The 26,388-nt window shown below is 47.3% G+C and carries 23 protein-coding genes; 9 read left to right on the top strand and 14 right to left on the bottom strand.

The window, feature by feature from the left end; all coding sequences use genetic code 11:
* Positions 1-9: 9 nt before the first annotated feature.
* Positions 10-534 carry a cysteine hydrolase family protein gene (locus AAAA73_RS14595; protein WP_340599208.1) on the bottom strand — a complete coding sequence of 175 codons (525 nt, stop codon included), beginning with the start codon at positions 532-534 and terminating at the stop codon, positions 10-12.
* Between the two features lie 98 nt (positions 535-632).
* On the opposite strand from AAAA73_RS14595, the gene AAAA73_RS14590 reads away from it, so the two are divergent.
* The 6 genes from AAAA73_RS14590 to AAAA73_RS14565 all read left to right on the top strand — a co-directional run bounded on the left by AAAA73_RS14590 (position 633) and on the right by AAAA73_RS14565 (position 7,485).
* Complete coding sequence (locus AAAA73_RS14590; RefSeq protein WP_340599207.1) at positions 633-1,238, top strand: hypothetical protein; 606 nt, start codon at positions 633-635, stop codon at positions 1,236-1,238.
* 157 nt (positions 1,239-1,395) lie between these two features.
* A complete protein-coding gene (locus tag AAAA73_RS14585) occupies positions 1,396-1,914 on the top strand; it encodes a hypothetical protein (protein ID WP_340599206.1) in 519 nt (172 codons plus the stop codon).
* 152 nt (positions 1,915-2,066) lie between these two features.
* On the top strand, positions 2,067-2,492 hold the full coding sequence (locus tag AAAA73_RS14580; RefSeq protein WP_340599205.1) for a choice-of-anchor D domain-containing protein: 426 nt from the start codon (positions 2,067-2,069) through the stop codon (positions 2,490-2,492).
* Between the two features lie 151 nt (positions 2,493-2,643).
* Entirely contained in the window at positions 2,644-3,045 is a 402-nt protein-coding gene (locus AAAA73_RS14575) for a response regulator (RefSeq protein WP_340599204.1), read from the top strand.
* A gap of 102 nt (positions 3,046-3,147) precedes the next feature.
* Entirely contained in the window at positions 3,148-4,278 is a 1,131-nt protein-coding gene (locus AAAA73_RS14570; RefSeq protein WP_340599203.1) for a hypothetical protein, read from the top strand.
* An 84-nt stretch (positions 4,279-4,362) separates the two neighbouring features.
* A complete protein-coding gene (locus tag AAAA73_RS14565) occupies positions 4,363-7,485 on the top strand; it encodes an efflux RND transporter permease subunit (protein WP_340599202.1) in 3,123 nt (1,040 codons plus the stop codon).
* A 42-nt stretch (positions 7,486-7,527) separates the two neighbouring features.
* Here the strand turns inward: AAAA73_RS14565 and AAAA73_RS14560 are convergent, their stop codons facing one another.
* The 5 genes from AAAA73_RS14560 to AAAA73_RS14540 all read right to left on the bottom strand — a co-directional run bounded on the left by AAAA73_RS14560 (position 7,528) and on the right by AAAA73_RS14540 (position 13,086).
* Positions 7,528-7,761: a hypothetical protein gene (locus AAAA73_RS14560; protein ID WP_340599201.1), complete on the bottom strand. Its 234-nt coding sequence runs from the start codon at positions 7,759-7,761 to the stop codon at positions 7,528-7,530.
* A gap of 32 nt (positions 7,762-7,793) precedes the next feature.
* On the bottom strand, positions 7,794-10,940 hold the full coding sequence (locus AAAA73_RS14555; RefSeq protein WP_340599200.1) for an efflux RND transporter permease subunit: 3,147 nt from the start codon (positions 10,938-10,940) through the stop codon (positions 7,794-7,796).
* A 12-nt stretch (positions 10,941-10,952) separates the two neighbouring features.
* Entirely contained in the window at positions 10,953-11,393 is a 441-nt protein-coding gene (locus AAAA73_RS14550; protein ID WP_340599199.1) for a hypothetical protein, read from the bottom strand.
* A complete protein-coding gene (locus AAAA73_RS14545; protein ID WP_340599198.1) occupies positions 11,390-12,643 on the bottom strand; it encodes a TolC family protein in 1,254 nt (417 codons plus the stop codon). The genes AAAA73_RS14550 and AAAA73_RS14545 overlap by 4 nt, the downstream gene beginning before the upstream one ends.
* Before the next feature lie 83 nt (positions 12,644-12,726).
* On the bottom strand, positions 12,727-13,086 hold the full coding sequence (locus AAAA73_RS14540) for a hypothetical protein (RefSeq protein ID WP_340599197.1): 360 nt from the start codon (positions 13,084-13,086) through the stop codon (positions 12,727-12,729).
* 91 nt (positions 13,087-13,177) lie between these two features.
* Between AAAA73_RS14540 and gltS the strand changes: the two genes are divergently transcribed.
* Positions 13,178-14,359 (top strand): sodium/glutamate symporter, encoded by a 1,182-nt coding sequence (gene gltS, locus AAAA73_RS14535; RefSeq protein ID WP_340599196.1) that lies wholly within the window; start codon positions 13,178-13,180, stop codon positions 14,357-14,359.
* On the opposite strand, the gene AAAA73_RS14530 is transcribed toward gltS, so the two are convergent.
* Positions 14,343-15,677, bottom strand: a complete 1,335-nt coding sequence (locus tag AAAA73_RS14530) for an amidohydrolase family protein (protein WP_340599195.1) — start codon at positions 15,675-15,677, stop codon at positions 14,343-14,345. The genes gltS and AAAA73_RS14530 overlap by 17 nt on opposite strands.
* Before the next feature lie 89 nt (positions 15,678-15,766).
* On the opposite strand from AAAA73_RS14530, the gene AAAA73_RS14525 reads away from it, so the two are divergent.
* Both AAAA73_RS14525 and AAAA73_RS14520 read left to right on the top strand, forming a co-directional pair.
* A complete protein-coding gene (locus AAAA73_RS14525) occupies positions 15,767-16,846 on the top strand; it encodes a hypothetical protein (protein WP_340599194.1) in 1,080 nt (359 codons plus the stop codon).
* A gap of 88 nt (positions 16,847-16,934) precedes the next feature.
* On the top strand, positions 16,935-17,564 hold the full coding sequence (locus AAAA73_RS14520; RefSeq protein ID WP_340599193.1) for a BON domain-containing protein: 630 nt from the start codon (positions 16,935-16,937) through the stop codon (positions 17,562-17,564).
* A 37-nt stretch (positions 17,565-17,601) separates the two neighbouring features.
* Here AAAA73_RS14520 and AAAA73_RS14515 read toward each other — a convergent pair whose 3' ends face one another.
* The 7 genes from AAAA73_RS14515 to AAAA73_RS14485 all read right to left on the bottom strand — a co-directional run bounded on the left by AAAA73_RS14515 (position 17,602) and on the right by AAAA73_RS14485 (position 26,351).
* The gene (locus tag AAAA73_RS14515) at positions 17,602-18,198 is read right to left on the bottom strand and encodes a hypothetical protein (protein WP_340599192.1); all 597 of its coding nucleotides are present in this window, start codon (positions 18,196-18,198) and stop codon (positions 17,602-17,604) included.
* A gap of 24 nt (positions 18,199-18,222) precedes the next feature.
* On the bottom strand, positions 18,223-18,849 hold the full coding sequence (locus AAAA73_RS14510) for a nucleotidyltransferase family protein (RefSeq protein ID WP_340599191.1): 627 nt from the start codon (positions 18,847-18,849) through the stop codon (positions 18,223-18,225).
* Positions 18,850-18,946: 97 nt separating this feature from the next.
* Positions 18,947-20,440, bottom strand: coding sequence for a chemotaxis protein CheW (locus AAAA73_RS14505; protein ID WP_340599190.1), 1,494 nt, complete (start codon positions 20,438-20,440; stop codon positions 18,947-18,949).
* The gene (locus AAAA73_RS14500; protein ID WP_340599189.1) at positions 20,440-21,267 is read right to left on the bottom strand and encodes a CheR family methyltransferase; all 828 of its coding nucleotides are present in this window, start codon (positions 21,265-21,267) and stop codon (positions 20,440-20,442) included. Before AAAA73_RS14500 ends, AAAA73_RS14505 begins: the two co-directional genes overlap by 1 nt.
* A 3-nt stretch (positions 21,268-21,270) precedes the next feature.
* The gene (locus AAAA73_RS14495; protein ID WP_340599188.1) at positions 21,271-23,349 is read right to left on the bottom strand and encodes a methyl-accepting chemotaxis protein; all 2,079 of its coding nucleotides are present in this window, start codon (positions 23,347-23,349) and stop codon (positions 21,271-21,273) included.
* Between the two features lie 334 nt (positions 23,350-23,683).
* A complete protein-coding gene (locus AAAA73_RS14490) occupies positions 23,684-25,129 on the bottom strand; it encodes a lytic transglycosylase domain-containing protein (protein ID WP_340599187.1) in 1,446 nt (481 codons plus the stop codon).
* A 127-nt stretch (positions 25,130-25,256) separates the two neighbouring features.
* A complete protein-coding gene (locus AAAA73_RS14485; protein WP_340599186.1) occupies positions 25,257-26,351 on the bottom strand; it encodes a 2-methylaconitate cis-trans isomerase PrpF family protein in 1,095 nt (364 codons plus the stop codon).
* Between the last annotated feature and the right edge of the window lie 37 nt (positions 26,352-26,388).

Genomic DNA, 26,388 nt, shown 5'->3' with positions numbered 1-26,388 from the left:
GGGCCAGTTTTAGAATTCCACGTCGGAGACCCGCCACAGGCTGACAAGCTCCTTCATTTCGGCGTTGATGCCCTGAATGATTTCCTCAGCGGTATTGCCGCCCGTTGCGTAGGTACTGTGCGAGTCACTGACCAACGTCACACCGTAACCCAATTCGTGAGCTTTGCGACAAGTGGCGGCGATACAGGTTTCCGACTGCATTCCGGCGATAATCAACTTTTTGATACCTTTTTTTTGCAAAACATTATGCAGCTCCGTTCCGGTAAACGGGTCATGCAAGGCCTTTTGCACAATCAAGTCCCCGCCTTGGATTTCCATTTCCGGATGCAACATCCAACCTTCTGTTCGGGTTTCATCAAGATCCCCGGCTTGCCCGTTATTCTGAACGAAAATCACCGGCGTCCCCGAAGCCCGCGTCAAGCGCAGCAGTTTCTGAAGGTTTTCCAGAAGGTCTTCGGATGCATGGACCGGCTTAAAGGGAGCAAACATTTTTGATTGGACGTCGATCAGTAATAAAGCGGTGTTCAAATTCATACAGATATAATATCTCAAACTGACGTATCAGGCCACAGCTTGGTCCAATCCCATGACAAAAACTTGCTAAGCTCGTCTTTTGCTCTCAAAATAATCGGATGCTGGAATTAAATCGAAAGAACATCATTCTGGGGGCCGTTTTATTAGCGACCTTTCTGCACTGGAATAGCCGCCCGGTGGCCGTTCCCGATGGTGTTTTGGTCAAAGAGGATCCTCAGCAAGAAGCTATTCCCGAGGCCGAGCGCAAAGCCATCATCCTTGACTCCGGCGTGGCCGAGCCTTTGGCGCGCTATAAGATTCGGGCCCGAGTCCTTTCCACAAATCGTTTTTGGTTCGACCCCGGTGCTGCGATTTCACCCATCGACCTTGCCTTGGGTTGGGGACCGATGTCGGATTCCAAAGTTTTAAATGAACTCAGTATCGGGCAATCACTACGTTATTATCACATCAAATGGCGCACCCCACCCCTTCCGAAAAATGAGATGCTTCACCACAGTGCCAATGTTCACATGATCCCCGCGAACAAAGTGATAAAGGACTTACTGCTTTCACTTCGCGAAGGAAATCTGATTGAACTGAATGGTGAGCTGGTTTTATTCAGCGGAAAAAATGGCGGCGAATGGAAAAGTTCATTAACGCGTGAGGACCGCGGCGCCGGCGCCTGCGAGCTTATGTACGTAACCTCTGTTAGAATCCTTAATTAACATTTGTTCATCGTTAAAATACACTTAATCCCCCTAAAGCAAGCGAGTTGAAAAGGCATTGAAAACCAAAAGTTTAATTTTGGTGGTTTTCTTGCCCTTTTTAATCTTCTTGGTAAAACAACTCCACCTTATTAACTAATCCTTTAGGAGGATCTACATGAAATCAGTTCTAGTATTGCTAGCTACTTTGTCTCTTTCTTCTGCTTTTGCAGCACCAAACGAAGATTTGACTCTTCCAGGTGAGCGTTGGATGTCTAAATTCACAGCTTTCGTTTGTGACGATGGCAACACTCAAACACAAACTATCCCAGCTGACTTCGCGGCTTACAATGTTCAATTGGCAACTGCGACGACTGACTACTCTTTGGATAACCTTTTGATCAAAGGCACGTTCTCTGAAGAAGGTTCTGTATGCAAATACTCTGCATTGGTACTTGCTGACAACGTTAACAAAACAGCTCAACTTGTTGACTCTCGCGCTTACGCAATCGAAGGCACTTCTGCTTGCGCTAACGGTAAAGCATTCCTTGATGCTTCTTTGAAATTCAACAACTACAAATACCTTCACGGTCGCGCAGCGATCTACGTTCCAGCTTCTGACGCTGCTCTTCAATGCGGCGCTGGTGCAACTACTGTAGGTTTGCACTTCCAAGTAACTGGTAAAATCCAACAATAGTTTTCTTACGAAAATTAGACTGGTCAAAAGAGTCGCTGCTTCAACTCAGCGGCTTTTTTTATTTTCAGCCCACACTGGATCCCGGCCAGAGCGAAAATAACATTTTGCCACCAAATCTTCCCTTCGTGATCATGAAGAAAAAGGGGGTATTTGTGAAAGCAATATTGTTACTGGCTGCTTCTCTGTTCCTTGTTCCGCCCGTTTTTGCCGAGGACATGGAAGCCTTAACTGCCGCCACTGATGACGGGGTGATTACGATCACCGATGATTCGATCTCGGTGCAGGAATCCTATAACTACAATTTTGGATTCGTGCGCAAAGGCAAAAGTGAGACCGCACGGTTTCGCCTGCGCAACAATGGCAGCTATCCATTTTATATTAACGACATTGACACTAACGGCAGATACTTCAGCCACACCGAAAACTGTGGCGGCACTTTATGGCCGGGACAATCCTGCAGAGCCACGGTGAAGTTCGCACCAAAACAGGTGGGTTCGTTCAGCGGCGCCTTGCATTTTGATCTGATAGGACGCTCTGATATCTGGGTTTACCTGCGCGGGACCGGATACAACTACTGATGTGTGAATCGCACAAAGGCGGCGACAAAAAACTCCTCGTCGTCTTTGCCATATCACGGAATGATTTTGCGAAACCTTCAAACCAAAAGAGTTGCGCGAATTGCAAAACCGCCCTTAGATAATAGTAGGACAATTCATTTCCGAGGGGCATATGGATAATAGCAGTTTGCTGAATCAGGAAATCGATTTGCATGGAGCGAAAATTCTGGTCGTGGACGATGTCAGTGACAACCGCATGTTGATTGATATGTACATGCGCAAAACCCACTCGCAGATTCTACAGGCGACCAACGGTCTTGAAGCCATCGAGATGACCGAAAAGAACAATCCGGACCTTATTCTAATGGACATACAAATGCCGATCATGGACGGCTATGAATCAGTTCGGCGTATTCGCGCTGCCGGCTTTAAAAAGCCCATCATCGCCCTGACTGCCCATTCGTTGAAGGAAGACTGTCAGATGTGCGTTGATGCGGGTTGTGATTATGTGCTGACTAAGCCAGCGCGACGCAAGGAGCTTCTGCATAAGATTCAGGGAATCCTTATTACCTAGGTCTGGCAGACTCTACTGACTGAACGTCCAATAGTCCCGTAAATTCTTAAGAAATACTCAGAAAAGACCGATGGATTCATATAGTTAAAGGAAACAAAAACTATGAAATCCGTCATCTTCAGCTTCATTTTTTTGTTAAGCGCAAATGCACTTGCCGAAGAATATCGCGCCCTGCAAACAGTGGGTGCAATACCTAAAGGTTCCCAGATCACAACGACGGCGACCAAACCTAAAAACGGTTTTTTCAATCCCAGCAAACTGGATAGTTCCTCTCCGACCGGGATGCAAACTGTTCCCAACGATTCTGTCGTGTATGTGAATTCCGTAAATAACAAAACCAAATCGGCGGACCTGACGACGCTGCAAAGTCTTGCGAAGGATAATCAGCTGGTTGCTGCAAAATCCGCGTTCTCCGCAAACGATCAAAGCTGTATCACCAAGGGTACTTGTACATTGACCGAAGATACGGCGGTTTACCAATCCAGTAAGTTTAACTTTTTTGATTGGCTTCGTGATTTGTTCGGTATGGGTGAAACGAAATCCCTGGTAACATCTGGCATTGATAAGACGGACCCCAAGGCGGCATCTGCGGCAGTTTTAAGTGAAAAAGTTGCAGGCACCAACCGTTCACTTTCTGGCCAGAATAACAGCTGCACAGACCTTCCTCCTGAACTTAGATACGATCGCCTGTTTCAGTGCGGACTTCAGCAAGCGTTGGAAGCACATCGAATTAACAAGGCCACAGGCAAAGTTACTTCAGACACCTTTATATTTAACGATTTTAAAAACAACGAACTCACTGGAAAAATGTACTTCTTTAACTCAGAGGGTCAACTGACTCAGACATTGGATAGAAACCCAATTCCAGTAGCTCGCGGAGTAAATGGCTTTGGCTCCGGGGACGGCTCAAAAACCACACCCAATGGCGCTATCGTGACTCGCTCTTATAATCCTCCCCGTGCTGGAAACATCAACGACGGCATTGAACTTCTAGGCCTGGAAAGCGGCAATAAAGATATTCACAGTCGTGGCGTGCTACTACACGGATCAAGCCCTTACGTTGAAACATGGGGCTGCCTGGGAATTGCCGGGACGATTGATACTGACAAAGCTGGAGTTGAGCAGCTGGGTGGTCGTCCGCTTTATTTGGATGAGCTTAAATCAGGCCTCCTTAAGAATGGTGGAGTTATGATTTACAACTTCTCTCCTAAGAAGGCCTCACTTTGTAAATAAGTATGTAAGTAATTACTGACTACTTCGGGACCTGTAATTAGATTCTGTTGTCTTTTCCGGGCGAACTGATAGTTTCCGCCCACTATGTCACCAGCATTATTATCCGTTCGTCAGCCCGTATTTATCCTATCAATTGTTATCCTGATGCTTACATTGGGGATGATTTCTTTAAAGAAACTTCCTATCGATTTGTATCCGGATGTCTCTTTGCCAACCGTTGTGGTGCAAACCACTTATGCCGGTGCCGGCCCTCAAGAGATCGAAATGGAAGTTTCCAAAATTTTGGAAGATGAACTAGCCACCATCTCCGGTGTGCAAAAAGTTTCTTCGCAAAACATGGAATCCGTTTCCGTGGTAATGGTTGAGTTCAACTTAAAAACCAATCTGAACTTTGCCGAGCAGGAAGTGCGCGCCAAAGTTCAAAACGTGATGCGCGATCTTCCCGACGACGTCGACCAACCGGTGATTCGTAAGGTCTCCCCTTCTGATGCACCGATCATGTACATCACGTTGTTGTCGGATATGGAACCGGGCAAACTGTATGACTTGGCCAAAGAGGTGATCTCGCCTCAGTTCGAGCAAGTTTACCAAGTAGGTCAAGTGGACATCCTGGGTGGTCGCAAGCGTGAAATCCACGTGAGCATGGACTACAACCGTCTGAACTCTGCTGACGTTTCTGCGACCAGCGTATCCAATGCCCTGCAATCCGGTGGACGTAACGTCCCTGCTGGTAAAATTGACGAAGGCAATACTCAGTATTCCTTCCGTACAATTTCCCAGTATCAATCCCTGAATGACATCGGAAATACTGTTCTGCGCTTGGCAGATGTTTATCATCCGGTGACCATCGGCACGTTGGCGAAAGTTGAAGACACTCTTCAAGACGAAACCACGCGCAGCCGCTTGAATGGTAAGAAAGCCATCAACTTTGCAATCTACCGTCAATCCGGCGCGAACTCTGTTCAAGTTGCCGATGATATTCGTGGCAAAGTTGAAAAAGTGAACAAGCAACTTCAAGAGCAAAACATTGATGGCAAAATGATCATCACTCAGGACACTTCCAAGAAAATCCGCGACAACGTCTTTGACGTTTACGAGTCGATCTTCTTTGGGGTTTTGTTGACGGTTATAGTGGTTTACTTCTTCTTAGGAAGCATGAAATCCACATTGATCACGGGCTTTGCCCTGCCGAACTCCCTGTTGGGTGCGTGTATCATGATGGGTATCTTTGGCTTCTCGATCAACATCATGAGCTTGCTTGCGATGTCCCTGGTCGTGGGTCTTCTGGTGGATGACGCCATCGTTGTGCGGGAAAATATCTTCCGTAAACTTGAAGCCGGCATGTCCCCTAAAAAAGCCGCCGTGGTGGGTACCCAAGAGGTGACTCTTGCCGTTATCGCAACCACATTGACGATCCTTGCCGTTTTCGGTCCGATCGGTAATCTTGAAGGTATCGTCGGTCAGTTCTTCAAACAGTTCGGTTTAACGATCTGTTTTGCGATGATCGTATCCTTGTTTGACGGTCTTTTCGTGGCACCAGCGTTATCCGCTTACGTTGCGGGCGAGCACTCCCACAAGGAACCCACTTCCAAATTTGGTAAATGGAACAAAGCTGCTTTGAAGGCTTTTGACCGCTTCCAATCCCGCATGGAGGAAAAATACGTTGTGACCCTTAAATGGTCTTTGGCGAATCCGCTGAAAACCATCGGAGCTGGCGTATTGATTTTCTTCCTGTCATTGGGTGTGGCGCGCATGGTTCCATTCACGTTCCTGCCAGCACAGGACAATGGTGAATTCTTCGTGATGTTCGAACTTCCTCCAGGTGCAAGCTTGGATGGTACGGACGAAGTGGCAAAAATCCTTGAAGAGAAAGCCAAGAAGTTCCCGGAAATCGAGAACGTTCTGGCCTTGATCGGTTCATCCAACTCGGAAGCGCACAAAGGGAATCTATATATCCGTCTGGTGCCTTCAAAACAGCGTAAGAAAAATACGACGGCGATGAAGGATGTCCTTCGTGCAGAATTCAAAGACATTCAGCAAAAATACAACATCATCGTGACCGACAATCCCGGTCAGCAAAACAGCCGTCAGTTCAACTTGAACATCGTCGGTCAGGATATGAATGCTTTGATCGAGTACTCGAACAAGGTTTTGGAGGTTTTGAAGAAAAATCCAAGCTTGTCCCAACCGGATACGTCTTACCGCGCAGGGAAACCGGAGTACCAGGTTAAAATGAAATCGGACATCGCAAAAGCGTCCGGCGTAACTTTGACTGGTATCGGTATGGAGCTTCGTTCATTGATCGAGGGTATGACTCCGGCGATTTACCGTGAAAACGGCGTCAGCTATGACGTTCGTGTTCGTTTGAAACCGGATCAACGTGACTTGCGTAAAGAGTACGACAATTTGAAAGTTCCAAACTTGAACAACCGTCTGGTTCCGCTTTCAAACGTGGCAGAACTAAAACCGGCGCAAGGTCCTTCAGTGATTTTGCGTGAAAACCGCAATCGTTATATCCAGATCTCTGCCGATATCACTCCGGGCGGAAAAGGCCTGGGTGGCGTGATGGCGGAACTGAATGCTTTGACCAAAACTGAATTGAAACCGCCTCCGGGCGTGACCTTCAGCTTCGTGGGTGAGGCCGAGCGTTTTGCCGAACTTATGCAAAACATCCTGGTTTCCATGGGCTTGGGTGTGATGTTTATCTATCTGGTTCTGGCAAGCTTGTACGGATCATTCATTGTTCCGGTTACGATCATGTCAGTAATTCCGCTGGCAGCCTGCGGAGCGTTCTATGCTTTGTTCATCATGCGTTCGAGCTTTGACTTGTTCTCGATGATCGGTTGCGTGATGTTGATGGGTCTGGCGACGAAGAACTCGATCCTGTTGATCGACTCCACGATGGAACAACAAAAAGAAGGCAAAGAGCTTAAAGAAGCTTTGATCCACGCGGGCTTCACCCGTCTGCGCCCTATCATCATGACAAGCCTAGCATTGATTGCCGGGATGGTTCCGGTAGCGATCGGTCTGAACGAGGCTTCCAAGGGCCGTACGAGCTTGGGTATCGTCGTTATCGGCGGTACGATCAGCTCCACGTTGCTGACGTTGTACGTGATTCCGGCATTGCATCTATATGTTGAAAGATTCTCGATCTGGTTCATGAAGGGCTATCACCGAATCTTCGGTAACGATACGTCTGAGATTTAGCTTTAGTATTAATAAAAAAGGGGACTTTTCAGTCCCCTTTTTTTATTTACCAGATTGTTCTACCTTCTTTTTCTTTTCCAGATCATTTTTGTGACCCGGACACTCGCATTCCACTTCTGGCTTTCCGCACTCACCACACATATGAACTTTCTTTTTTCTTTGCACCTTCTCGATTGGGGAAGCCGGTGTAGCCGTTGCAGGAGTTTTCACGTCTTCAGCAAAAGCAAAAGAACCCGACAACAATACGATCACTACAGAACTCAACAATGTTTTCATTTCGATCCTCCTTAAGGATTTGTTAATCAATTTTATTTAACATTTCTTTCATGGGAAAACGCCAAAATCTGTTTTTCAAATACGGAATACAAAATCGGCAACACAAATAAAGTCAAAACAGTCGAAGACAGAATCCCGCCCATAATCACTGTCGCCAGTGGCCTTTGAACTTCGGCGCCCATTCCTGATGACAATGCCATCGGCAGGAAACCAAAGACATCCACTAAGGCCGTCATCAGCACCGGTCGAATTCTAAGCAGTGTGCCCTGACGAACCAATTGATTGCCGCTCATGCCTCGGCCACGAAGTTCATTGAAATAGTTGACCAGCACCACCCCATTCAGAACCGCAATACCTGACAAGGCAATAAAGCCCACACCTGCGGAAACACTGAACGGCATTCCCCCAATCATCAGGGCCACAACCCCTCCGATTAAAGCGAACGGCACACACAAGAAAATCAAGGCCGTCTCAAAAACATTTCGGAAGGCGGCATAGATCATCAGTAACACCAAAGCCAACGCCAAAGGTCCCAGTACAAACAACCGCGACTTAGCCTCACTCAGGTTTTTAAAGTTACCACCCCACTCCATGTAATATCCCGGAGGAAGCTTCACTGATTCCGCAACCTTCACTTGCGCTTCACTGACGAAGGACTCCGTATCGCGGCCCCGAGGATTTACCAGGACGGCGATGCGGCGTTTGGTTTGCTCACGACTGAAGGAGCTATAGGCCTCCACAAACTTCAGCTGCGCGACATCTTTAAGAGCCATCGTCGACGAAGTAGTCACGCCGACCGGCAAGTTCTTAATGGATTCGACGTTGCTGCGGTCTTCGTCCTTGAGACGCACAACGATCGGGAACTTTTTCATGCCCTCATAGAAAGTACCCACTTCGTGTCCGCCAAGGCCGATTTCCACGGCCTCCAGAACTTCGCGGGAGGAAACGCCCATTCTTCGCAGCATATCTTTGCTTGGAATAACATCCAGAACAGTGACTGTACCCTTGGCTTCGACTTCCACGTCACCTGCGCCCGGCACTGTCTGAATCACTTTCACGGCCTCTTCAGCGATTTCTGTGATCTTCGCCTGATCCTCACCAAAAATCTTCAACGAGACATCGGCACGGGTCCCTTCCATCAGTTCGTTAAAACGCAACTGAATGGGCTGACTGACCAGAATTCTTTGTCCAGGAGCTGAGGCTTCAAGTTCCTCGACGATACTGGCAATAAGCTGTTCCTTCGTACGTCTTTTACCATCGATCTTTGGCCACTCACTTTCAGGATGTAACATCAAGTAGGTGTCAGAAATATTCGGCCCCATCGGATCCATGGAAATCTCGGCAGTACCGATTCTGCCAAAGACGTCTTTGACTTCCGGAAAAGTCTTGATGATTTGCTGGGAGCGTTCTTCCAGGGCAACCGAGTGAGAAATACCCACTGTCACCGGACGGATAAATTGAACCGCGATTGCGCCTTCATCCAACTGAGGCAGAAACTCCCCGCCCAAGCGCGAGAATAAAAACACACCCACTGCCACTGAAACCACAGCGATAGAGATCACAGCTTTGCGAGCATTCAAACCCCACTCCAAAGCTGGTTTATAGATCCTATACACCTGGCGCATGATCCATGGCTCTGTGTCCTCGACTCTGCCACGCAAAATCAGGCTGGCCAGTGCCGGAACCAGAGTGAATGACAACACTAAGGCTGCAAAGATGGCAAAAATAAATGTCGCAGCCATCGGTACGAACATCTTCCCTTCGATCCCAACAAAGGCAAAGATCGGAAGGAACACCACGATAATAATCAATTCACCAAAGCCCGCTGACTTCCTGATTTCCAGAGTCGCATCATGGATGGTGTCCTTCAACTCATCCGCATGAAGTGATCGTCCCAGAAGCTTCGCGCGCTCGTGAATATGCCGCACGCAATTGTCCAGGACAATAACCGCGCCATCGACGATGATACCAAAATCAAGCGCTCCTAAGCTGACCAGATTCCCGGAAATCCCAAAACGTCGCATCAAAATAAATGTCAGTAACAACGACAAAGGAATTACAACAGCGGTGATAAGCGCTGCCCGGATATTTCCCACCAGCAGGAATAGTACGACAATCACAAGAATTGCGCCGATTAATAGATTATGTTCAATCGTGCTTAAGGTCGCGTTAACCAAATACGAGCGATCATAAACTGTCTTGATGACATAACCTTCTGGCAGTCCTTTTTTAATTTCTTCGACTTGGGCCGCGACTTTTAAAGCCACTGTTCTGGAATTCTCTCCAAGTAGCATCAACACTGTACCCAAGACTGCTTCTTTACCGTTGTGAAGGGCGGCACCAGTACGCAGCTCCCGGCCTATGCTGACTTCAGCAATATCGCCAATCGTGATCACACGACCATTTTCAAGAACCCGCACCGGAACGCTTTTTATATCTTCTAGGGTTTCAAACAGTCCGAAGGCTTGAACCAGAAATTGATCCGCCGTCTGCTCAACGTAACCACCACCCGCATTTTTATTTGCAAGCTCGATCGATTCCTCGATATCACTGAAGTGCACGCCATTTGCAGACAGCTTTTTGGGATCCGGATGAATCAAGTACTGCTTTTCATGACCACCGATGGTGTTCACTTCAGCAACCCCTTTTACCGTCAGCAGTCGAGGTTTTATATACCAATCCTGAAGTGCCCTGATTTCAGAAAGCTGCTCTAGGCGCTTTACACCCTCGGCTGGCTTTTCTGCTTCGACCACGTAGTGAAATATTTCGCCCAGTCCTGATGTCACAGGTCCAAGCTTGGGCTGGGCTCCACCCGGCAAGGAATCGGAAATATCCTGAATTCTTTCAGAGACCAGTTGGCGGGCCCGGTAAATATCTGTCTTATCCTCGAAGGTCACGGTCACCTGAGAAACTCCAAACCGCGTTATGGATCGAACTTGAGTCACACCGGGAATTCCATTCAAGGCAATCTCCACAGGAACGGTGACGGTGCGCTCGATCTCTTCGGGACTCAGTGCTTCAACTGCCGTATTTACTTGAACCTGCACATTGGTAATATCAGGAACCGCATCGATCGGCAGATTTTGAAATGCAAACCAGCCACCCAAGGCGGCCAGAAATGTAAAGAAAATAACCAACCAGCGATATGAAATTGAAAAGCGAACTAATTTTGAAATCATTTAAAACATCCTCTAGTGGGCGCAGGAGTCCACTGTGCCCGCATTAAGATCAGAATCTGTCATTCGCAAAAACGAAACACCTTGGACCGCGATTTCATCACCGGGTTCCAAATCGATGGCCTTAATTACCAAAGCATCTTTGCTTTCAGAAACCACATTCACCAAAACCATTGAAATCCATCCATCATAGCGACGATAAACGGCTTTGGACTGCTTAATTTGAATCAACGCACTTTTCGAAATCTGCCACGGCCCTTTACCTGCCAGACTTTGAAAAGAAACACCCAAGGACTTCATCGCCTTTTCAGACATCTTAAATCCCTGTTCTGCATCAAATTGCTCGATGGCTTTTCCGGGGCCGACTCGATTCGACTCGGCTGGAGCTTCGTGAGTCACAGAAACAGAAGAAAACAAACCTAAAATTAGAAATAGAAATGCATTCGAAGTTTTCATGGCGACTCCTTAAAGATACGACCATCAAATTTATAAACTCGCCACAAGGACTGAATCGCCCGGAGTTCACGCCCATGGCGACTGCGAATAAGATCCGCACTTTGACGATGAAACTCCACCACCAGGGAACTCGGGATCAACCCCTGACTTGCCAGCTTTTGGTTGGAGGAAAATTCCTTGTCGATTTCATCTGAGGTCGGCGCTTCGTTTAAAGCCTGAACGGCCGAGCGATAAATCCGCACCTGCTCCACTCTTTCGTGGGCCTCTTCCGTTTGTGTCAGCTCGACAAACATTTCGGATTTTTTCAACCCTGCCTGAGAATAGGCTTTGCCACCTGAATTCCAATTCAGCACCGGCAAATCCATCATCAGTCTGAAGCCATACAAGTTTTCAGATTCCATAGGTCCTTTTTCAAGCTTGGCCATCGGACCCAACTTCAAAGAAGGCCAGGCTTCGGCCTGGGCGGAAGATAACTCAGCATTGAAATACGAGATCTCTGCCAAGGACTTCAACATCGCAGGAGAAGCCTCCGTTCCATTTTTCGTGTCGGTCACTTCAGGCCAGGTCTTTGGCAAAGAAGGAAGAGCCGGAAGCAATTCCTGAATGTCGTGCCCGGTCCCCACATGAAAGAAATGTTCTAGCGACTTTTCCTCCTCCAGGATTTCTGACTGCTTCATTTTAGCTTCAGCCAGCGCCATTCTGTAAACAGACAGACTGACCCGCTGCTCGGGCCCCAATCCAGGGCGTCCTTGTTGCTGGCGCACCAACTTTTGAAAGGTCGTTATTGACTGAGAGTTTATGTTTTTCTCTCTTTCAAGTTGCGCCAAGCGATACAGGTTCGAAACTGTTTCCAAAATAAGGTCCGCCTGAATGGTCTTCAATTCTGAATCCGAACGAAGGTATTCCGACTCTGCCATCTTCTTGCGCGAGGATCTTTTGCCTCCCCACTCGATGGGCTGCAGAATGCCGACATCGGTGCTGGAAGCGCTATTTTTTCCAAAGACCGCCTCGACATCAATTTCAGGATTTGGAATTTGCTCAGCCTTGCCTTGCAGGGCTTTGGATTGATCCAATTCCAAGGATGCTCTTTTAGCATTAGGATGATGAGTGATCACGCACGAGATCACCTCTTGCGGGTTTTTGGGCAAAGGACACTCACTATGAAACCCATGTTGATGAGTTAAACCCTCTTGATTCGCCTTAGAGGCCACTGCAACTAACAGCAGCGACGACAGAAAAATAATTTTCATTATAAATATCCTGATGAAAGCCAAACCTAATACGGGGTCTGACAAAAAATCTGTTTCATTTTTTAATTAGAGATGACGGGTGCTTAAACCCGAGGAGGTTCTTTCTGTGAGCGCAGAGGAGCTTCTGAGTAATCCGCCAGTGCAGCTGCTCTGTATACTTGCTGTAATTCAATTCCCAATAGTTGAGAAGAAAAACTCATCAAACCGTGCTGATTGCACTGACTATGGCAAATCACGCAATCAACACATTGAGTTGCGCAATCCTCGTCCTGATGACTTTCACTAACTAATTTAACTTGTTGAGAAGATTCATCATGAAAGGCACCCGAAGTCAGCTCGACCTGGGATTCACAACAGTCGTCAAATTGTGATGCAAAGCCCACGCTCCAAATATTGAGCAGGCTGAACACAATCATAATATGAACGACAACAGCGCGAATCATAGGATCAATCTATGAGCTTTACCCCGTCTTGTAAACCCAATATCGCGACGCACCCTAGACAGCCCCCCTTTGAGCCGTTTAATCTTGAGACATGAGTTTATCATCCATTCAAACCGTCGCGTTCGCAGTCCTTGTGGTCTATTTGGGCCGCTTTCTAAAATCAAAAATTACTTTTATCGATAGATACAATCTGCCATCCCCTGTCATTGGTGGTGTTCTCGTCGCCATTGTTATTTCTGTTTTGAAATCCCAAGGCTGGATCGAGTTCCAATTCGACAAGTCCTTTGAAACTCCCCTGATGATCGCCTTTTTCGCCTCGGTCGGATATGCAGCTTCGTTTCGCCTGTTGAAGCAAGGCGGAAAGATGGTGGTCTATTTTCTGTTGCTTTCAATCGTTGGATTGTTACTTCAGGTGCTAGCGGGAATCGGTGCCGCCAAAGTCATGGGCGTACATCCCTTGATGGGTGTCTTGACCGGCGCAGTTTCGTTAACTGGTGGTCCCGGTACAGCATTGGCATTTGCACCAGCTTTTGAAGCCGCCGGAGTTGAAAACGCCTCCATCATCGGAATCACATCCGCGATGGGCGGTATCCTGCTGGGTGGTTTGATCGGTGCACCTCTGGCGACTTATTTGATTCATAAACACAATTTAAAAGGTCACGCTTCCCGAGGCCATGCCAGAGTGGATGACTCCCACTTCTTGAAAGCATTTCCGGGTCGCGATCTGCTGCTGCACTTTCTGGCTTTGATTCTGATCATGGGCCTGGGTTCTTATGTTTCAACTTGGATTGTTGCTTTGGGAATCACTTTGCCCATCTATATCGGCTCAATGGTTGTCGCTGCGATATTTAGAAACATCGAGGACTTCACAAACCTTTTCCATATCCAACCAGAATGGATGGAGGAGATCGGCGGAGTGGCCCTGACCTTGTTCATCGCCATGGCCATCATGAGTTTGCGCTTGGAGGAGCTAAAAAATGCAGCCTTACCAATTTTAGTTTTCCTGACTGTGCAAACAATCCTTGTCGCAGTCACAGCTGTCGGACCGGCTTTTTGGGCCACCGGCAAGGACTACGAAGGAGCCGTGATTGGCGCGGGTTACACAGGCTTTATGATGGGAACCACGGCCAATGCTATGGCTAACATGCAGTCCTTAAGCCAAAAATACGGTCCTGCACCAAAAGCATTCTTAGTCGTGCCCTTGGTAGGCTCGTGCTTTATTGATTTTTTCAATGCCGCCGTCATTACCTTCTGTCTTAATGTCTTTCGATAATTCGGCCGTTAATAAAGACAGTGTTTATCTTCTGCGTGTTACGGATGTCCTCTGAGGGGTCGGCATCCAACACGATCAAATTCGCCTTCATTTTCGGTTGAATTCCCGCATAGTCTTTTGTCAACCCGAGGATATTGGCATTATTGACCGTGGCCATACGCAGGACCTCCAGCGGCTCAATGCCGGCATCCACCAAAAGTTCCATTTCACGGTGTTCGCTAAAACCTTGAATTCGTGCCTGGTTCGCACCCGAATCAGTCCCCAGTCCTATTACGATTCCTGCTTTATATAATGTCATGACATTCTTCTGGGCCTGACTCAATGATTCACGAGCTGCGGGATTGGCTTTGTAAGATGTTTGCAACCACGACATCACACCTGCATCCAGGGCTCCTTGAAAAAATGGCTCATCCATCCAGGTATGTTTCTTTTCGTAAATAAACTGTGATTCATCCACTGACAGAGTCGGTATGTAGGCGACGTTTTTGGTTTTCATCAAGGACGCCAGTTCCAAATCGACATCCTGATCCCGCACACTGTGCGCCAATATGTCCACACCTGCCTGCACCAAAAGTTTGGCATCTTGCAAATAGTAAACGTGGGCTGCCACGGGCACCTTATTGGCGTGGGCATCCTTAATCAGTGCCTTGTAGATTGCCGGGTCCATTTTCTTTTTCATCTTTCCATGAAAATCATCCACCCAAATTTTAATAACATCGGGCTGCTTTGCTAAAAGATCTTTAAGCTGCTTACGTGCCTCCGCCACAGTTCGAGGCCGATACACATGATCAATTCCCATATCCATCGGAGGTGCTCCATTAGGTACGCCAAATCCCCTTCCCGCTGTCAAAACCCGCGGCAGGGAACTGTCACTTCTTTGACTGTCTGCGCGGATTTTGTAGATCTCATCACCATCCGTACCCAGAGACAAAACTGCACCCACACCGTATTTGGAAAACTTGTAGAGCTGACTTAGATCATTTTCAGCAGAAATATTCCGGGACCCAACATCGACCCCTTTGGTCATGCCCAAATGAATGTGCGACGACATCAAGGCAGGAATCACCGTTTTACCCTCTAGCTCCAGAACTTTCGCTCGCGGAGGCAGTGCTTCTTTGGGATCCAGAATCGACTGAATGCGGTCATCCTTCAAAACAATATTTACGTTATCCCGGGGAATTCCGCCCATGCCATCAATAAGGCGTGCACCCTTTAATATCAACCAACCTTCGCCATTACTTTCCTGACCGACATTTTTCTTATGAGCACAGGAACCCAAAAACAACAGTGTCGTCAGCATTATCAAGATTGAACGCATAAATCCCCTTTCGACTGAACAATTATAAAAGAAGTCCCACCAGGTCGGAATGTCTGGACATGAATCTTTCAAAAGACAATAATTTATTTATGTGGATACTATTGAAGCTCATCATCACTGTCGGTGCATTCCTATTCCGATTGGGAAATCGCCACATTGCTTTACAAAAAATGATAGGCACCACCAGTCAGCACGAAGGTATTGAACTTTTCTCCTACATAGCAAAAGGCCGTGCCAAGCAGCAGCTCACCACTTGGAACAGAAGTTATTCCCGCGATATCACTTTTAAACTGACAAAAGAGTCCAAACTGGATCGCTGGTTTAAAAAATGGGGCTTTGCTGATGAAATCCAGACACGGGATCTTCAGTTTGATGAATTGATCTATATCGCATCCGACAATACGGGCTTTATGCGCAAGATTCAAAGCGACTCAGAATGCCGAGGCTTGATCACAGAACTATTCTCACACGGCTGTCTCTGGATCGCCGGCAGCGGCGGTTTTATTCAAGCCCGATTTCCCGGCGACCAGCGCAGCGACAACACCATTGCCGTTCTTTTCGCAAAACTCTCCAAGCAAATTGAACAGATTGAAAAGCAACCGCGCGAATCAGACACCTTTGCATGGAAAGCACTTGTCTCTGAATCATTGATTTGGGGATTTGCAGGTTATGCCTTTGCAAGCGTTCTTCAATGGATGCGTTTGCGCGAAGATGTGTATGTGAACTCTGTTGAACTTGCACGATCGGCTCTTATAGCCAGTACTCTTGCCGCTGTTATTCTGGTCGCTATCATAGGTTACATCTTCAGAAAGTCATCGCGGGGTCATCGCATTATCGTTGAAAGTATTCTGGTTCTTGCATTCGCCATTCCGTTTGGCGGCACCGCGCTTTTTTCTGAAATTAACATCAAGCTGGATCGCTCACCTTCAATTATAGTTGAAGGAATTGTGGAGGGGCACTACACCCAAATGCACCGTGTTCGTTCAGGAAGACACTACATCACCTACCACATTCAGGTTTCGAATACCAAATCCTCGCTGATTCTCCCACAGGATATTCGGGTCTCTTCACAACTCTACGAAAAGGTGAATCTCTACAACAGAGTCAGACTGGACATCGGTAAGGGAAAACTAAATCACCCTTGGATCCGCGAAATAACTGCGCTCTGACAATATGATTAATGACCAAATGCTCCGCCCTAGATTGGCAGCCGAATCAACCTGAGTGATCGTAAAGGCTGCACAAAAGGAGCATTCTATGCAAAACAGATTCAATCGCAGCCAGGACCGAAGACCTTACTCTTCTCGTGGCTCTCACTCCTCTCGCAACGATTCCCGCTGGTCACAGAATGACAATGGCCAAAGCAATTTTTCCAGTTCCAATGAAGATGAAAGAGCCCGGGACTTTAACATGGAAAACTCCTCCAGGGACTACAGTTCACAAAATTACTCTGACCGGGACCATCGCGGCTCTCAAGCATACGGGGGACGCAGAGGTCACTATCAAGAAGAGGACTATGGCCACGAAAGAAGCGAGCGCAAGTCCTTTGCTGGTCACGGACCGAAATCCTACGTACGCTCCGATGACCGAATCCGCGAAGACATTTGCGACATGCTCACTCGGGACTCCCAGATCGACGCTCGTGACATAGAGGTTAAAGTCAAGGATGCCGAAGTGACTCTTTCAGGTACGGTCCCGGAAAGACGCATGAAACATCTGGCGGAGGATCTGACAGAAAGAACTTCGTCCGTTCGGGATATTATTAACAATATCCGCGTGCAACGCGAATCAACTCATGACTGGTCCACTCAAAGTGAAATGGGTTCCAACTCAGACATCGACGAATCGAACACTGGAGAGCGAAGAAGAGAAAACAAAAATCACTAAAAAAGAAAAGGTGGGGCTTGCCCCACCTTTTAAGTTTCTATCGTTTGATGGTCTCTACTGAAACTGCCATCGCTTGTGTATACTCAATCTCTATCTGATCACCTTTTTTCAGTTGATCCAGAATACTCTTATCCTGCACTTGAACCGTGACCGAACGCTCTGGTCCTTTGATAGTCACATTCTTCTTTTTCTTATCCACATTTGTGATAGTACCGATGGCTGAAACTTTCTCCACCACCATCCCCCCCGGCTTCTGACCCGGCTTGGAGCGAATGACTTCTGCTGATCTGTCTCTCATATTCTCTGCGGTGCCTTGTTTTTTCAGCTCCAAGGCCAAAGATTCCAGGTAACGGATTCTTAGCATGTCACCTCTATTGATTTTATCGAAGTTTCTGACCTCATCGCCAACCTTCACGGTCATGCTTTCACCGTCTTTCGGCTTTAAGGTGATTTCACGGGTCTTTCGATTGACCTCAACCACTTTTGCCTCAACTTCTATTGCCTGGGTTCCTTCCATGCTATGGGGACCCGTTTTTTCCATTTTCTCATAGATTTTAGGATCGTCCTGTCCCAAACCTGTTTGAGGAGCCAATAGAGCTGCTGCCATTAACAAACCAAAAACTTTCACTTTCATCGTATACTCCTTTTTACTGGTTGCTTAACCATGTTGTGCGAGCGAAATAATCGACAAATCCTCTGGCGTATCCAAATCGCGAAGGTACATTTCCTCTTTTACTTCCAAAGGGGCCAGACGCTGCGAATATCTATTCAGCAGATAAGAACATCCATAGTCCCCGTCTGGATACTGCAGGATCTCGGGTGCAAATTCGCGCGGAATCAAAATGGGCTGCGAGGTTTTTCCCTGACAAGACAGATAAACAATATTTTTTCCCTCGTGTTCTTCAAAAACACGAATCATATCTTTCAACATGACCGAATCGAGCTCGGGCTGATCGGAATGACAAATAAAAAAACCATCATGGTATTTGCGCAGGTGAGCCAATCCGGTTCTGATCGAACTGTGCATACCGGCATCAAACTCCTGATTTAATACCACTTTTAATGGCAAATCCTTAAGTTGCGCGGAAATGGAGTCCGCTTCGTGCCCGGTCACTGCTATCATTTCCTCGAAATTGATATTCAGGACTTCCATCGCTGTACGACGTACAAGTGTTTGCCCCCCAAAGGGCAAAAGAAGCTTATTTTTTCCGCTCATTCGCGAAGATTTACCTGCTGCAAGCAAAACACAAGAAACTCGGCTTGCGCCTCGTAGACTGACATTCATAAAAAGACCCCGCTCCCAGAGCTAAAAATTTATGCCTAGGATAGCGAGGTGATCTGGTTAAAACGAATTACGAACTGAAATGTGTCAAAAGACTAAATTAGGCAGCGCTGCCTTGGGGATTCAGCAATTTACGAAGGACCTCCGGCATATCCAATACCATAAAGATCTTTTTCTTTCCTGTGGGATCTGGCAGTTCAACGACATCCTGTATGTCTCCGCGCAAAGCCGTCAGGGCATCTTTGGCGAACAAACTTGGAATTTTTATTTTTTTGGATTCATCAACGGTGTCAATGGACTCCACCGAGTCCACCAACAACCCAATCTTGCCCTGCGCACCCTTAACGATCAGAATGCGTGAGCTGCTGTAGTCCCCGGTGAACTTCATTCCATAGTACATGCGCAGATCCACCAGGGTAACAACCTCACCCCGCATATGCTGAACACCCACCACATAATCCGGGAATCCTGGTGGCTTCACCATATCCTCCGTCAGATTCGCAATCTCATGGACTGAGCTTAGACGTGTCGAAAGCATGTATTCCAGTTTAAAGGAGATATAAGCGTGGCGCTCACCAGCTGCCTCTTTTTCAAGGGCCTTTGCATTTTCCTTGGAGTACAGCAAGCTATGGCCTCGCGTGAACTCATCAACTTCCTCATCAGACAGAATATGATCTTCTGCCAATAGCAAAACGTTGCGATCCTCAGCGACCGGCAGAACCCCACGCATCATGGACATTTTCTTTTGATCAAACATAGGAATTGGCAGGAGATTTTCCTCGAAGTATGTCTTGATGCTATCAACGGCATCCACCATGAAACCCACATAGAGGGCCTCTATTTTCATGATAATAATGCGCTTGGCTTCCACATCCACTTCAGAAGAAGGCTGAACCTGCAGAATTTTGCCGAAGTCCAACACTGGAATCACCACTCCACGCAGACTGACAACTCCAAGGCTGTACTCGACCTGCACCGAACTTCTTTTGATCTCGGGCACGCGGATGATTTCACGAATGGCTGAAATATTCAGACCAAACTCACGGTCACCGGAATGAAATGTAATACACTGACGACGAGTCAGCTTTTTCTTAAGTGTCTCGTCTTTTTGTTCTGTGGAACTTAATAGGCTTGCGATATTTTCGATTTTTAAAAGCGATGCCGGATCGATCACTTCAACCAGGCGGGCGCCATTGTTCAATTTCAAAGCAGAGCGTACGACGGCGCGCACGCCTTCGGGCGCATCATTAAAGGCACAGACATCCGCGGCCGGCACATTTAAAATTTCAGAGGTGGAATCAAAAAAGAGTCCGATTCGCACTCCTTCAGTGATAACCACGGCAATTTTACCAAGGGCTTTCTCATCGCGCGGCAAACCTAAAAGCACGCCCATATCAACCACCGGAATCACGATTCCGCGAAGATTGAATATTCCTTTCAAGTAAGCAGGTGCAAGTGGCACCGGGCTGATGGCTTCCGGAACATTGACAACTTCCTGCAACAAAGCCACAGAAATCGCCAGCTCGGAGTCCCCCAGCTTAAAAGAGGCAAACATCTGCAAATTACCAACTGCCTTACCTACTGTCGCTCCCATTAGACCGCTCTCTTGTAAATTAGTGGTTTGGTGTATTCGAAGGATGTATTTAATCGCGCCAGGGATTCCGCTTCACCAATTATCAAAACACCCTGTGGCTTTAAGCTTGCGTGCATGTTCTTAAGCACCAGCTCCTGATCCGGCTCATTGAAATAAATCAAAACATTGCGCAGAAACACCACATCAAAAAATGCAGTCCGAGTTCCGCGAGAATGAAGATTATGCTGAAAGAACTCAATGTTCGCCATAACCGACGGATGGAGCTGCAATTCCGCTGAATCCCGTCCCTTGAAGTAACGATTGAAAATATCCGGAGACCGCTTACGCAGGTCCTCCATACTTCGCTCCTTATAGACACCTTTGCGCGCACCTTCGAGCACGTCGGTATCAATATCAGAGGCATAGATGCGGTAATGAAATCTGGGATTCAATCTCTTGAACTCCTCGCACATGATACCAATACTCGCCGATTCCTCGCCGGTAGAGGCCGCTGCAGACCAGATTCGCAAAGTTTCGCCGGCATTCTTTTGGAACCAGGACTTTAAAAAATCCCCACCAAAAAAATCCCAGATCGCCGGAGTTCTGAAAAATATCGTTTCATTGGTTGTAACTGAGTTTACAAACTTTTGGATTTCGTCTTTATGATTTTCCAGGTAATCAATGTAAGCCTCGGCAGAGGACAGGCCCAGCTCCTTCATACGGGGGCGAATTCGTCCCAGCAGAAGCTCGCGTTTGCGTTCTTCCATATAAATGCCCGTATGCTTTTTCACCAGACTGAGCAGCCGACGCAGGGTCGGACCGCTGATCAGTCTCTCTGCCTCTGACATAAATTAAACCACGAATCTTGAAACTGTGTTATTCAGATCCTCGGCTCCCGTCACCAGAGATTTGGTTGCTGTCGCAATGTTCTCTGATGCTTGCGCTGATTTCGTCGCCTCGTCCGCAATATACTGAACAGCCGTGCTGATGCCTTTGGCAGATTCAGATTGCTCTTCCGCTGCCAAATTGACTTCCGCAATGGATTGAGTTGTCTTTTCGATTCCCGTGACGATTTTGCTGAAAGCTTCTCCGGCCTGCTTCGAAATAGCACTGCCTTGTTCAACACGTTTCACTGACTCGTTAATCAACTTGGAGATCTCTTTGGTTGCCTGAGACGAACGCTCTGCAAGTTTGCGAACCTCATCAGCGACCACCGAGAACCCTAGACCGTGCTCACCAGCACGAGCAGCTTCGATCGCCGCATTGAAGGCCAATAAATTGGTCTGGCTGGCGATTTCACTGATAACTTTAATAATCTCACTGATATCTTCTGATGACTTGTTGATCAACTCCATCGCCTCAATGGACTTCGCGATGGATTGGCTTCCCACTTCAGCTTCGGATTGCGTTACTTTCGCAAGCTCATTTGCTTTTTTGGTGTTATCGGCAATCGACGCAATGGAGGCCGTGAATTCCTCGATAGAAGCATTCATTTCCTCAACTGTCGCACCTAGCGAGTGAGCACCAGACGCCACATTGTTGGATTGGCTGGCAATCGATTTTGAACTTTCGCCAAAATTACCTGCTGAATCAACCACTTTACCGATCACGATACGCAGGTCGCGCATCATGGTCGCAATACCACTGGCAAGCTGGCCCAGGGCATCTGTGCCACTCACAGAAATAGCCGTACTCAAATCACCCGCTGCCGCGCGATTCACAACTGCCAATAATTGATCCACCTTTTGTTGATCTTCTTCCGCCTTCAGTTTAATGGATTGCTCCATCTCCACTTGCGCTGTGATATCAGAGGCAAATTTCACGACTTTGTATGGTTTGCCACTGGCATCCATAATTGGATTGTAAGTGGCCTGGATCCAGATCTTCTTGCCACCTGCGCCAATGCGCTGATAGCGTCCCGAATCGAACTCACCGCGATTCAACTTCTGCCAGAATGCTGCATAGTCAGAGCCCCGCGTGTAGTCCGCATCACAGAACATTCTGTGATGCTTTTCTTTGATCTCCCCAAGACTGTAACCCACAGTCGCCAGGAAGTTTTCATTGGCAGTAATGATAGTGCCATCCAGATTAAATTCGATGACGGCCTGAGCCTTGGAAATTGCCGAAATCTTACCTTCGTTCTCTGCAGAAGTCATTTTCGCCTTGGTGATATCCGTTGCAAACTTCACCACCTTAAAAGGCTTGCCCTCAGCATTGAAAATTGGATTGTACGAGGCATTGATCCAAACCTCGCCACCGCCCTTGCCAAATCTCTTAAATTCACCGGCAACGAACTCGCCTTTGGCAAGCTTCTCCCAGAACTCTTTATATTCGAAGGAAGACACATAGGCAGGGTCACAGAACATCTTATGATGTTTACCTTGAATTTCACTCAAACCGTAACCAGTGGTCGCCAGGAAGTTTTCATTGGCATTCAAGATTGTGCCCTCAAGATTAAACTCAATCACTGCCTGAACACGACCAATTGCATTCACTTTGCTTTCATACTCCGCCGTGCGAAGTTTCAATGCCGTGATGTCTGTCGCAAACTTAATAACTTTATAAGGATTTCCATCTTTATCAAAAACCGGATTGTAAGAAGCATTAATCCAGATTTCGCCGCCATTTTTATTAAAGCGCTTAAACTCACCGGCAACAAATTCACCCTTTGCCAGGGTCTGCCAGAAATTTCGATATTCCAGGCTTGCTGCATAAGCGGGATCGCAGAACATTGAATGATGCTTGCTCTGGATGTCCCCAAGAGAATATCCCACTGCATTCAGAAAGTTTTCATTAGCCGTTCGAACCGTGCCGTCAAGATTGAATTCTATGACTGCCTGAACTCGGTGCAATGCTTTAATTTCGTCCTGAAGTACACTTACATCGTCTACTTCCGGACCGGCTTCATCGAAACGACGTGCAATTGACATGGGCCTCTCCTATTAATGTGATACTTACTATTCGGATGCTCACATTGACTTCTATACATCCGTAGTAAAAAATGTTTAGTACATTATTGCAATGAAACAAGCTTGATACGAGATCTCGAAATTAATCACTTTTTGATCTGATTTTATTCTGAATTCGTTTGCCATCTTCAAACAATTGCTTCGCGCATTGAATTTCACTATAAACATGAGTAACTTTATAAGATAGGATCACAATTGTTTCGTTTAATTTGTAATCTGGGCAGATCATAAAAAGACAAAACCGCTGGGGTATGAATCCAGCGGTTAAGAAAAATTGTCTGTAATTGGAATTTATTTAAGGATTTGAACCGAGTACTTGAGGTTTCACAAGAATCGATTGGTAGATCTTATAGTTTCTTTTCACCAATCGAACATACTCGCGAGTCTCAGTATAAGGGATCATCTCGACAAACAAGTCGATGTTCTCAGTGGGATAACGTTTTTGCCACTGACGAACCATTCCTGGGCCCGCATTGTAGGCAGCCAGAGCAAGTTCCACAGAACCAAATTCAGAAATCAATTGCGCCAAAAACTCCGAGCCAGCATGGATATTAGTTTCCGGGATCAATAGCTGCAATGGCTTCTTAACGCCGAAGTGCTTGGCTGTTGGATAGATCAACTGCATCAGGCCGGAAGCACGAGCACGGCTGCGTGCGGTTCTGTTAAAGGCACTTTCCTGACGAATCAGAGCTTTCACCAGAATCGGATCTGCACTTTTGCTGTTTTCAACGATTTCTTTCCAATAGCGAATCGGGAATAACAAATTTGCCACCGGTTCGGAAATGGCTTCAGGATGATCAGAAAGATACTTGTGCAAAGCTTGGAATACGGAAAGGTCTGCGCCATTGGCACTCATCAGCACCAGCACTGAGGTTTGAAATGGCAAAGGCAAGCTTCTGAATTTCTCAAGATTCATTTTCCCAGCGATGTATTGCACTGTGGAAGCACGCTCTTCCGCAGTTAGTTTTAGCAAGGATGCCAACAGGCGATCCCACTCTTCATCACCGCTGCTGACGCCCAGGTACCACTGCGCCGCAGGATTAGCCTGGTAAGAACCCAACAAGATTCCATACCCCCCCAATGGGTTGGCATTTTCAATTTTCACAGCTGCTGAACAGAAACTTTTCAGGTAAGCCTGGCGATCACGCATACCGCGCTCTGCCGGTGCTGGATACTTATCCAGATATTCCATGGCACGCGGGCATTCGTTTTGCTGAATCGCGAATACGGACAAACGAAAAACACTTTCAATTTTCGAAATGTTATCGCAGCTCAATACTTTTTCATGAAGCTGCTTGGAAACATCGCGGGCACCCTGTTCTGGAAAATCCAGCTCCAGCATGTACCCCATAGCCTGGCTTTCCAAAGCCTTGTCGCAATTAAAGTCCGCTACAAGCTGTTCGCCATGACCAAGTCTTTTCGGAGCACTCCAACCACGGAACTTGCGCAAAAATACGGACTGCTGCTTTTTGTCTGAATTATCGGTTTTGCTGCGCTCGGCTCGCAGCGAAGTCGGCAAATCCACGGCAGGGTCTTTTGAATGAAGATTCTTGTAAGGCTCTGCCTTTACTTGCGACTGCAAGTATTCAACCGTTGCCTCCTGCCCTTGAGTAAGAGCCTGATCCAGGGTTAAGGCACCTGCAGGTGGCGGCGTCAGAACCAGTGGCTCGGAAGCCGGCTGACGTGGCTTGGAAGCACATGCAGAGATGAATGCTATTGAGATAAATATAAGTTTGCGCATACTACCTTATCGGATTTTTTGGGGTATCTCCGTGGCCCAGTTTGATATTAACATTAAAAATTGGACCACGAATATTGGGACTGGACGAATCTAAAAATGAGACAACTGGACTCCATAGTCATGGAATTCAGACAAAAACTTCTCCAACAAAAAGCAAACGTGCCGTTCGATAGAAGCTGCCACTGCGTGCAATCCAGTTTCCACCTTCTTTTTCCACATCGGCACTAAGCTGCAGGACCCCGGAAGGCATGCCAATTCGAACCATCGACAATGCTCTCCCCTGGACCGCCTCATGAATAACACTGCCCGGAAGTTTGGCAGTGACCGCAGCACATAAAGACACCGTCAAAGGCAGTGCTTTGTGTGGCTGCCCACTGGCAATCACACGCATTTCAAAATCCCGGTCGGGTCCTGTCGCCGGACTGATAATTCCCAGGTAGGGAATTGCGATATAGTTGGCAGCATCCTCCAAGTTCTTGGAAATTCCCATGGCAACAGAAGCATGCCGGCGAATCAGATCCAGCTTTTTTAACAACTCCCCGGAACGTTCCAGCTCCGCAGGAGTCTCAGTGCCGGCCAGTCCCAAATCCCGCGCTCGTACCATCACGCAGGCATTGGCAGCATCAACCATAGAGACTTCGATCGTCCCCACTCCGTCCACGTGCAGTGACTCGCAAATTTTCCCAGTGGGCAACAGACTTCCCGTCGAAGCGCCCCCTGGTTCCTGGAATTCCAGCCGGATGGGAGCACCGCTGCCCGCAACTCCCGGGATTTCCAAATCGCCCGAAAACTCTGGCAGGGAATCTTTCACAGGGAAAATTGAATGAATGATTTTTTGAGTATTGGTATTAAAAATTCGAACGCGGGCCTCCCCGCCTGTGACTTTGCACAATCCCTGCAAAACAGCAAAGGGACCGATGGCCGAGCTGATATTGCCACAATTGCCTTTGTAATCTACTTTGCTTTCAGTAACTGACACTTGGGCAAATGTGTAATCCACATCCGCCGCAGGATTGCCGGAGGCACGCACCACAGCCACTTTGCTTAAGGATGAAATTCCACCACCCATTCCATTAAGCTGGCGCCCATAGGGATCCGGGCTTCCCAAAGCTCTTAAAAAGATCTCATCCCAGCTTTTTTTATCAGCGGGAAGATCTGATTCATTGAATATCAAGGCACGACTGGTGCCGCCTCTCATGTATGTTGCGCGGTATGATTTCATGTTATCAAACATCATAACTCTATTTGTCTTCAAAAAC

It is taken from the genome of Bdellovibrio sp. GT3 (genome assembly GCF_037996765.1).
GTDB lineage: Bacteria > Bdellovibrionota > Bdellovibrionia > Bdellovibrionales > Bdellovibrionaceae > Bdellovibrio.
This window is presented reverse-complemented; position numbering and strand designations above follow the sequence as displayed.

Bases quoted from the DNA above. Each gene is read 5' to 3' on its own strand.
- AAAA73_RS14595 (WP_340599208.1), bottom strand. From the start codon at position 534: ATGAATTTGAACACCGCTTTATTACTGATCGACGTCCAATCAAAAATG.
- AAAA73_RS14590 (WP_340599207.1), top strand. From the start codon at position 633: ATGCTGGAATTAAATCGAAAGAACATCATTCTGGGGGCCGTTTTATTA.
- AAAA73_RS14585 (WP_340599206.1), top strand. From the start codon at position 1,396: ATGAAATCAGTTCTAGTATTGCTAGCTACTTTGTCTCTTTCTTCTGCT.
- AAAA73_RS14575 (WP_340599204.1), top strand. From the start codon at position 2,644: ATGGATAATAGCAGTTTGCTGAATCAGGAAATCGATTTGCATGGAGCG.
- AAAA73_RS14570 (WP_340599203.1), top strand. From the start codon at position 3,148: ATGAAATCCGTCATCTTCAGCTTCATTTTTTTGTTAAGCGCAAATGCA.
- AAAA73_RS14565 (WP_340599202.1), top strand. From the start codon at position 4,363: ATGTCACCAGCATTATTATCCGTTCGTCAGCCCGTATTTATCCTATCA.
- AAAA73_RS14560 (WP_340599201.1), bottom strand. From the start codon at position 7,761: ATGAAAACATTGTTGAGTTCTGTAGTGATCGTATTGTTGTCGGGTTCT.
- AAAA73_RS14555 (WP_340599200.1), bottom strand. From the start codon at position 10,940: ATGATTTCAAAATTAGTTCGCTTTTCAATTTCATATCGCTGGTTGGTT.
- AAAA73_RS14550 (WP_340599199.1), bottom strand. From the start codon at position 11,393: ATGAAAACTTCGAATGCATTTCTATTTCTAATTTTAGGTTTGTTTTCT.
- AAAA73_RS14545 (WP_340599198.1), bottom strand. From the start codon at position 12,643: ATGAAAATTATTTTTCTGTCGTCGCTGCTGTTAGTTGCAGTGGCCTCT.
- AAAA73_RS14540 (WP_340599197.1), bottom strand. From the start codon at position 13,086: ATGATTCGCGCTGTTGTCGTTCATATTATGATTGTGTTCAGCCTGCTC.
- gltS (WP_340599196.1), top strand. From the start codon at position 13,178: ATGAGTTTATCATCCATTCAAACCGTCGCGTTCGCAGTCCTTGTGGTC.
- AAAA73_RS14530 (WP_340599195.1), bottom strand. From the start codon at position 15,677: ATGCGTTCAATCTTGATAATGCTGACGACACTGTTGTTTTTGGGTTCC.
- AAAA73_RS14525 (WP_340599194.1), top strand. From the start codon at position 15,767: ATGTGGATACTATTGAAGCTCATCATCACTGTCGGTGCATTCCTATTC.
- AAAA73_RS14520 (WP_340599193.1), top strand. From the start codon at position 16,935: ATGCAAAACAGATTCAATCGCAGCCAGGACCGAAGACCTTACTCTTCT.
- AAAA73_RS14515 (WP_340599192.1), bottom strand. From the start codon at position 18,198: ATGAAAGTGAAAGTTTTTGGTTTGTTAATGGCAGCAGCTCTATTGGCT.
- AAAA73_RS14510 (WP_340599191.1), bottom strand. From the start codon at position 18,849: ATGAATGTCAGTCTACGAGGCGCAAGCCGAGTTTCTTGTGTTTTGCTT.
- AAAA73_RS14505 (WP_340599190.1), bottom strand. From the start codon at position 20,440: ATGGGAGCGACAGTAGGTAAGGCAGTTGGTAATTTGCAGATGTTTGCC.
- AAAA73_RS14500 (WP_340599189.1), bottom strand. From the start codon at position 21,267: ATGTCAGAGGCAGAGAGACTGATCAGCGGTCCGACCCTGCGTCGGCTG.
- AAAA73_RS14495 (WP_340599188.1), bottom strand. From the start codon at position 23,349: ATGTCAATTGCACGTCGTTTCGATGAAGCCGGTCCGGAAGTAGACGAT.
- AAAA73_RS14490 (WP_340599187.1), bottom strand. From the start codon at position 25,129: ATGCGCAAACTTATATTTATCTCAATAGCATTCATCTCTGCATGTGCT.
- AAAA73_RS14485 (WP_340599186.1), bottom strand. From the start codon at position 26,351: ATGAAATCATACCGCGCAACATACATGAGAGGCGGCACCAGTCGTGCC.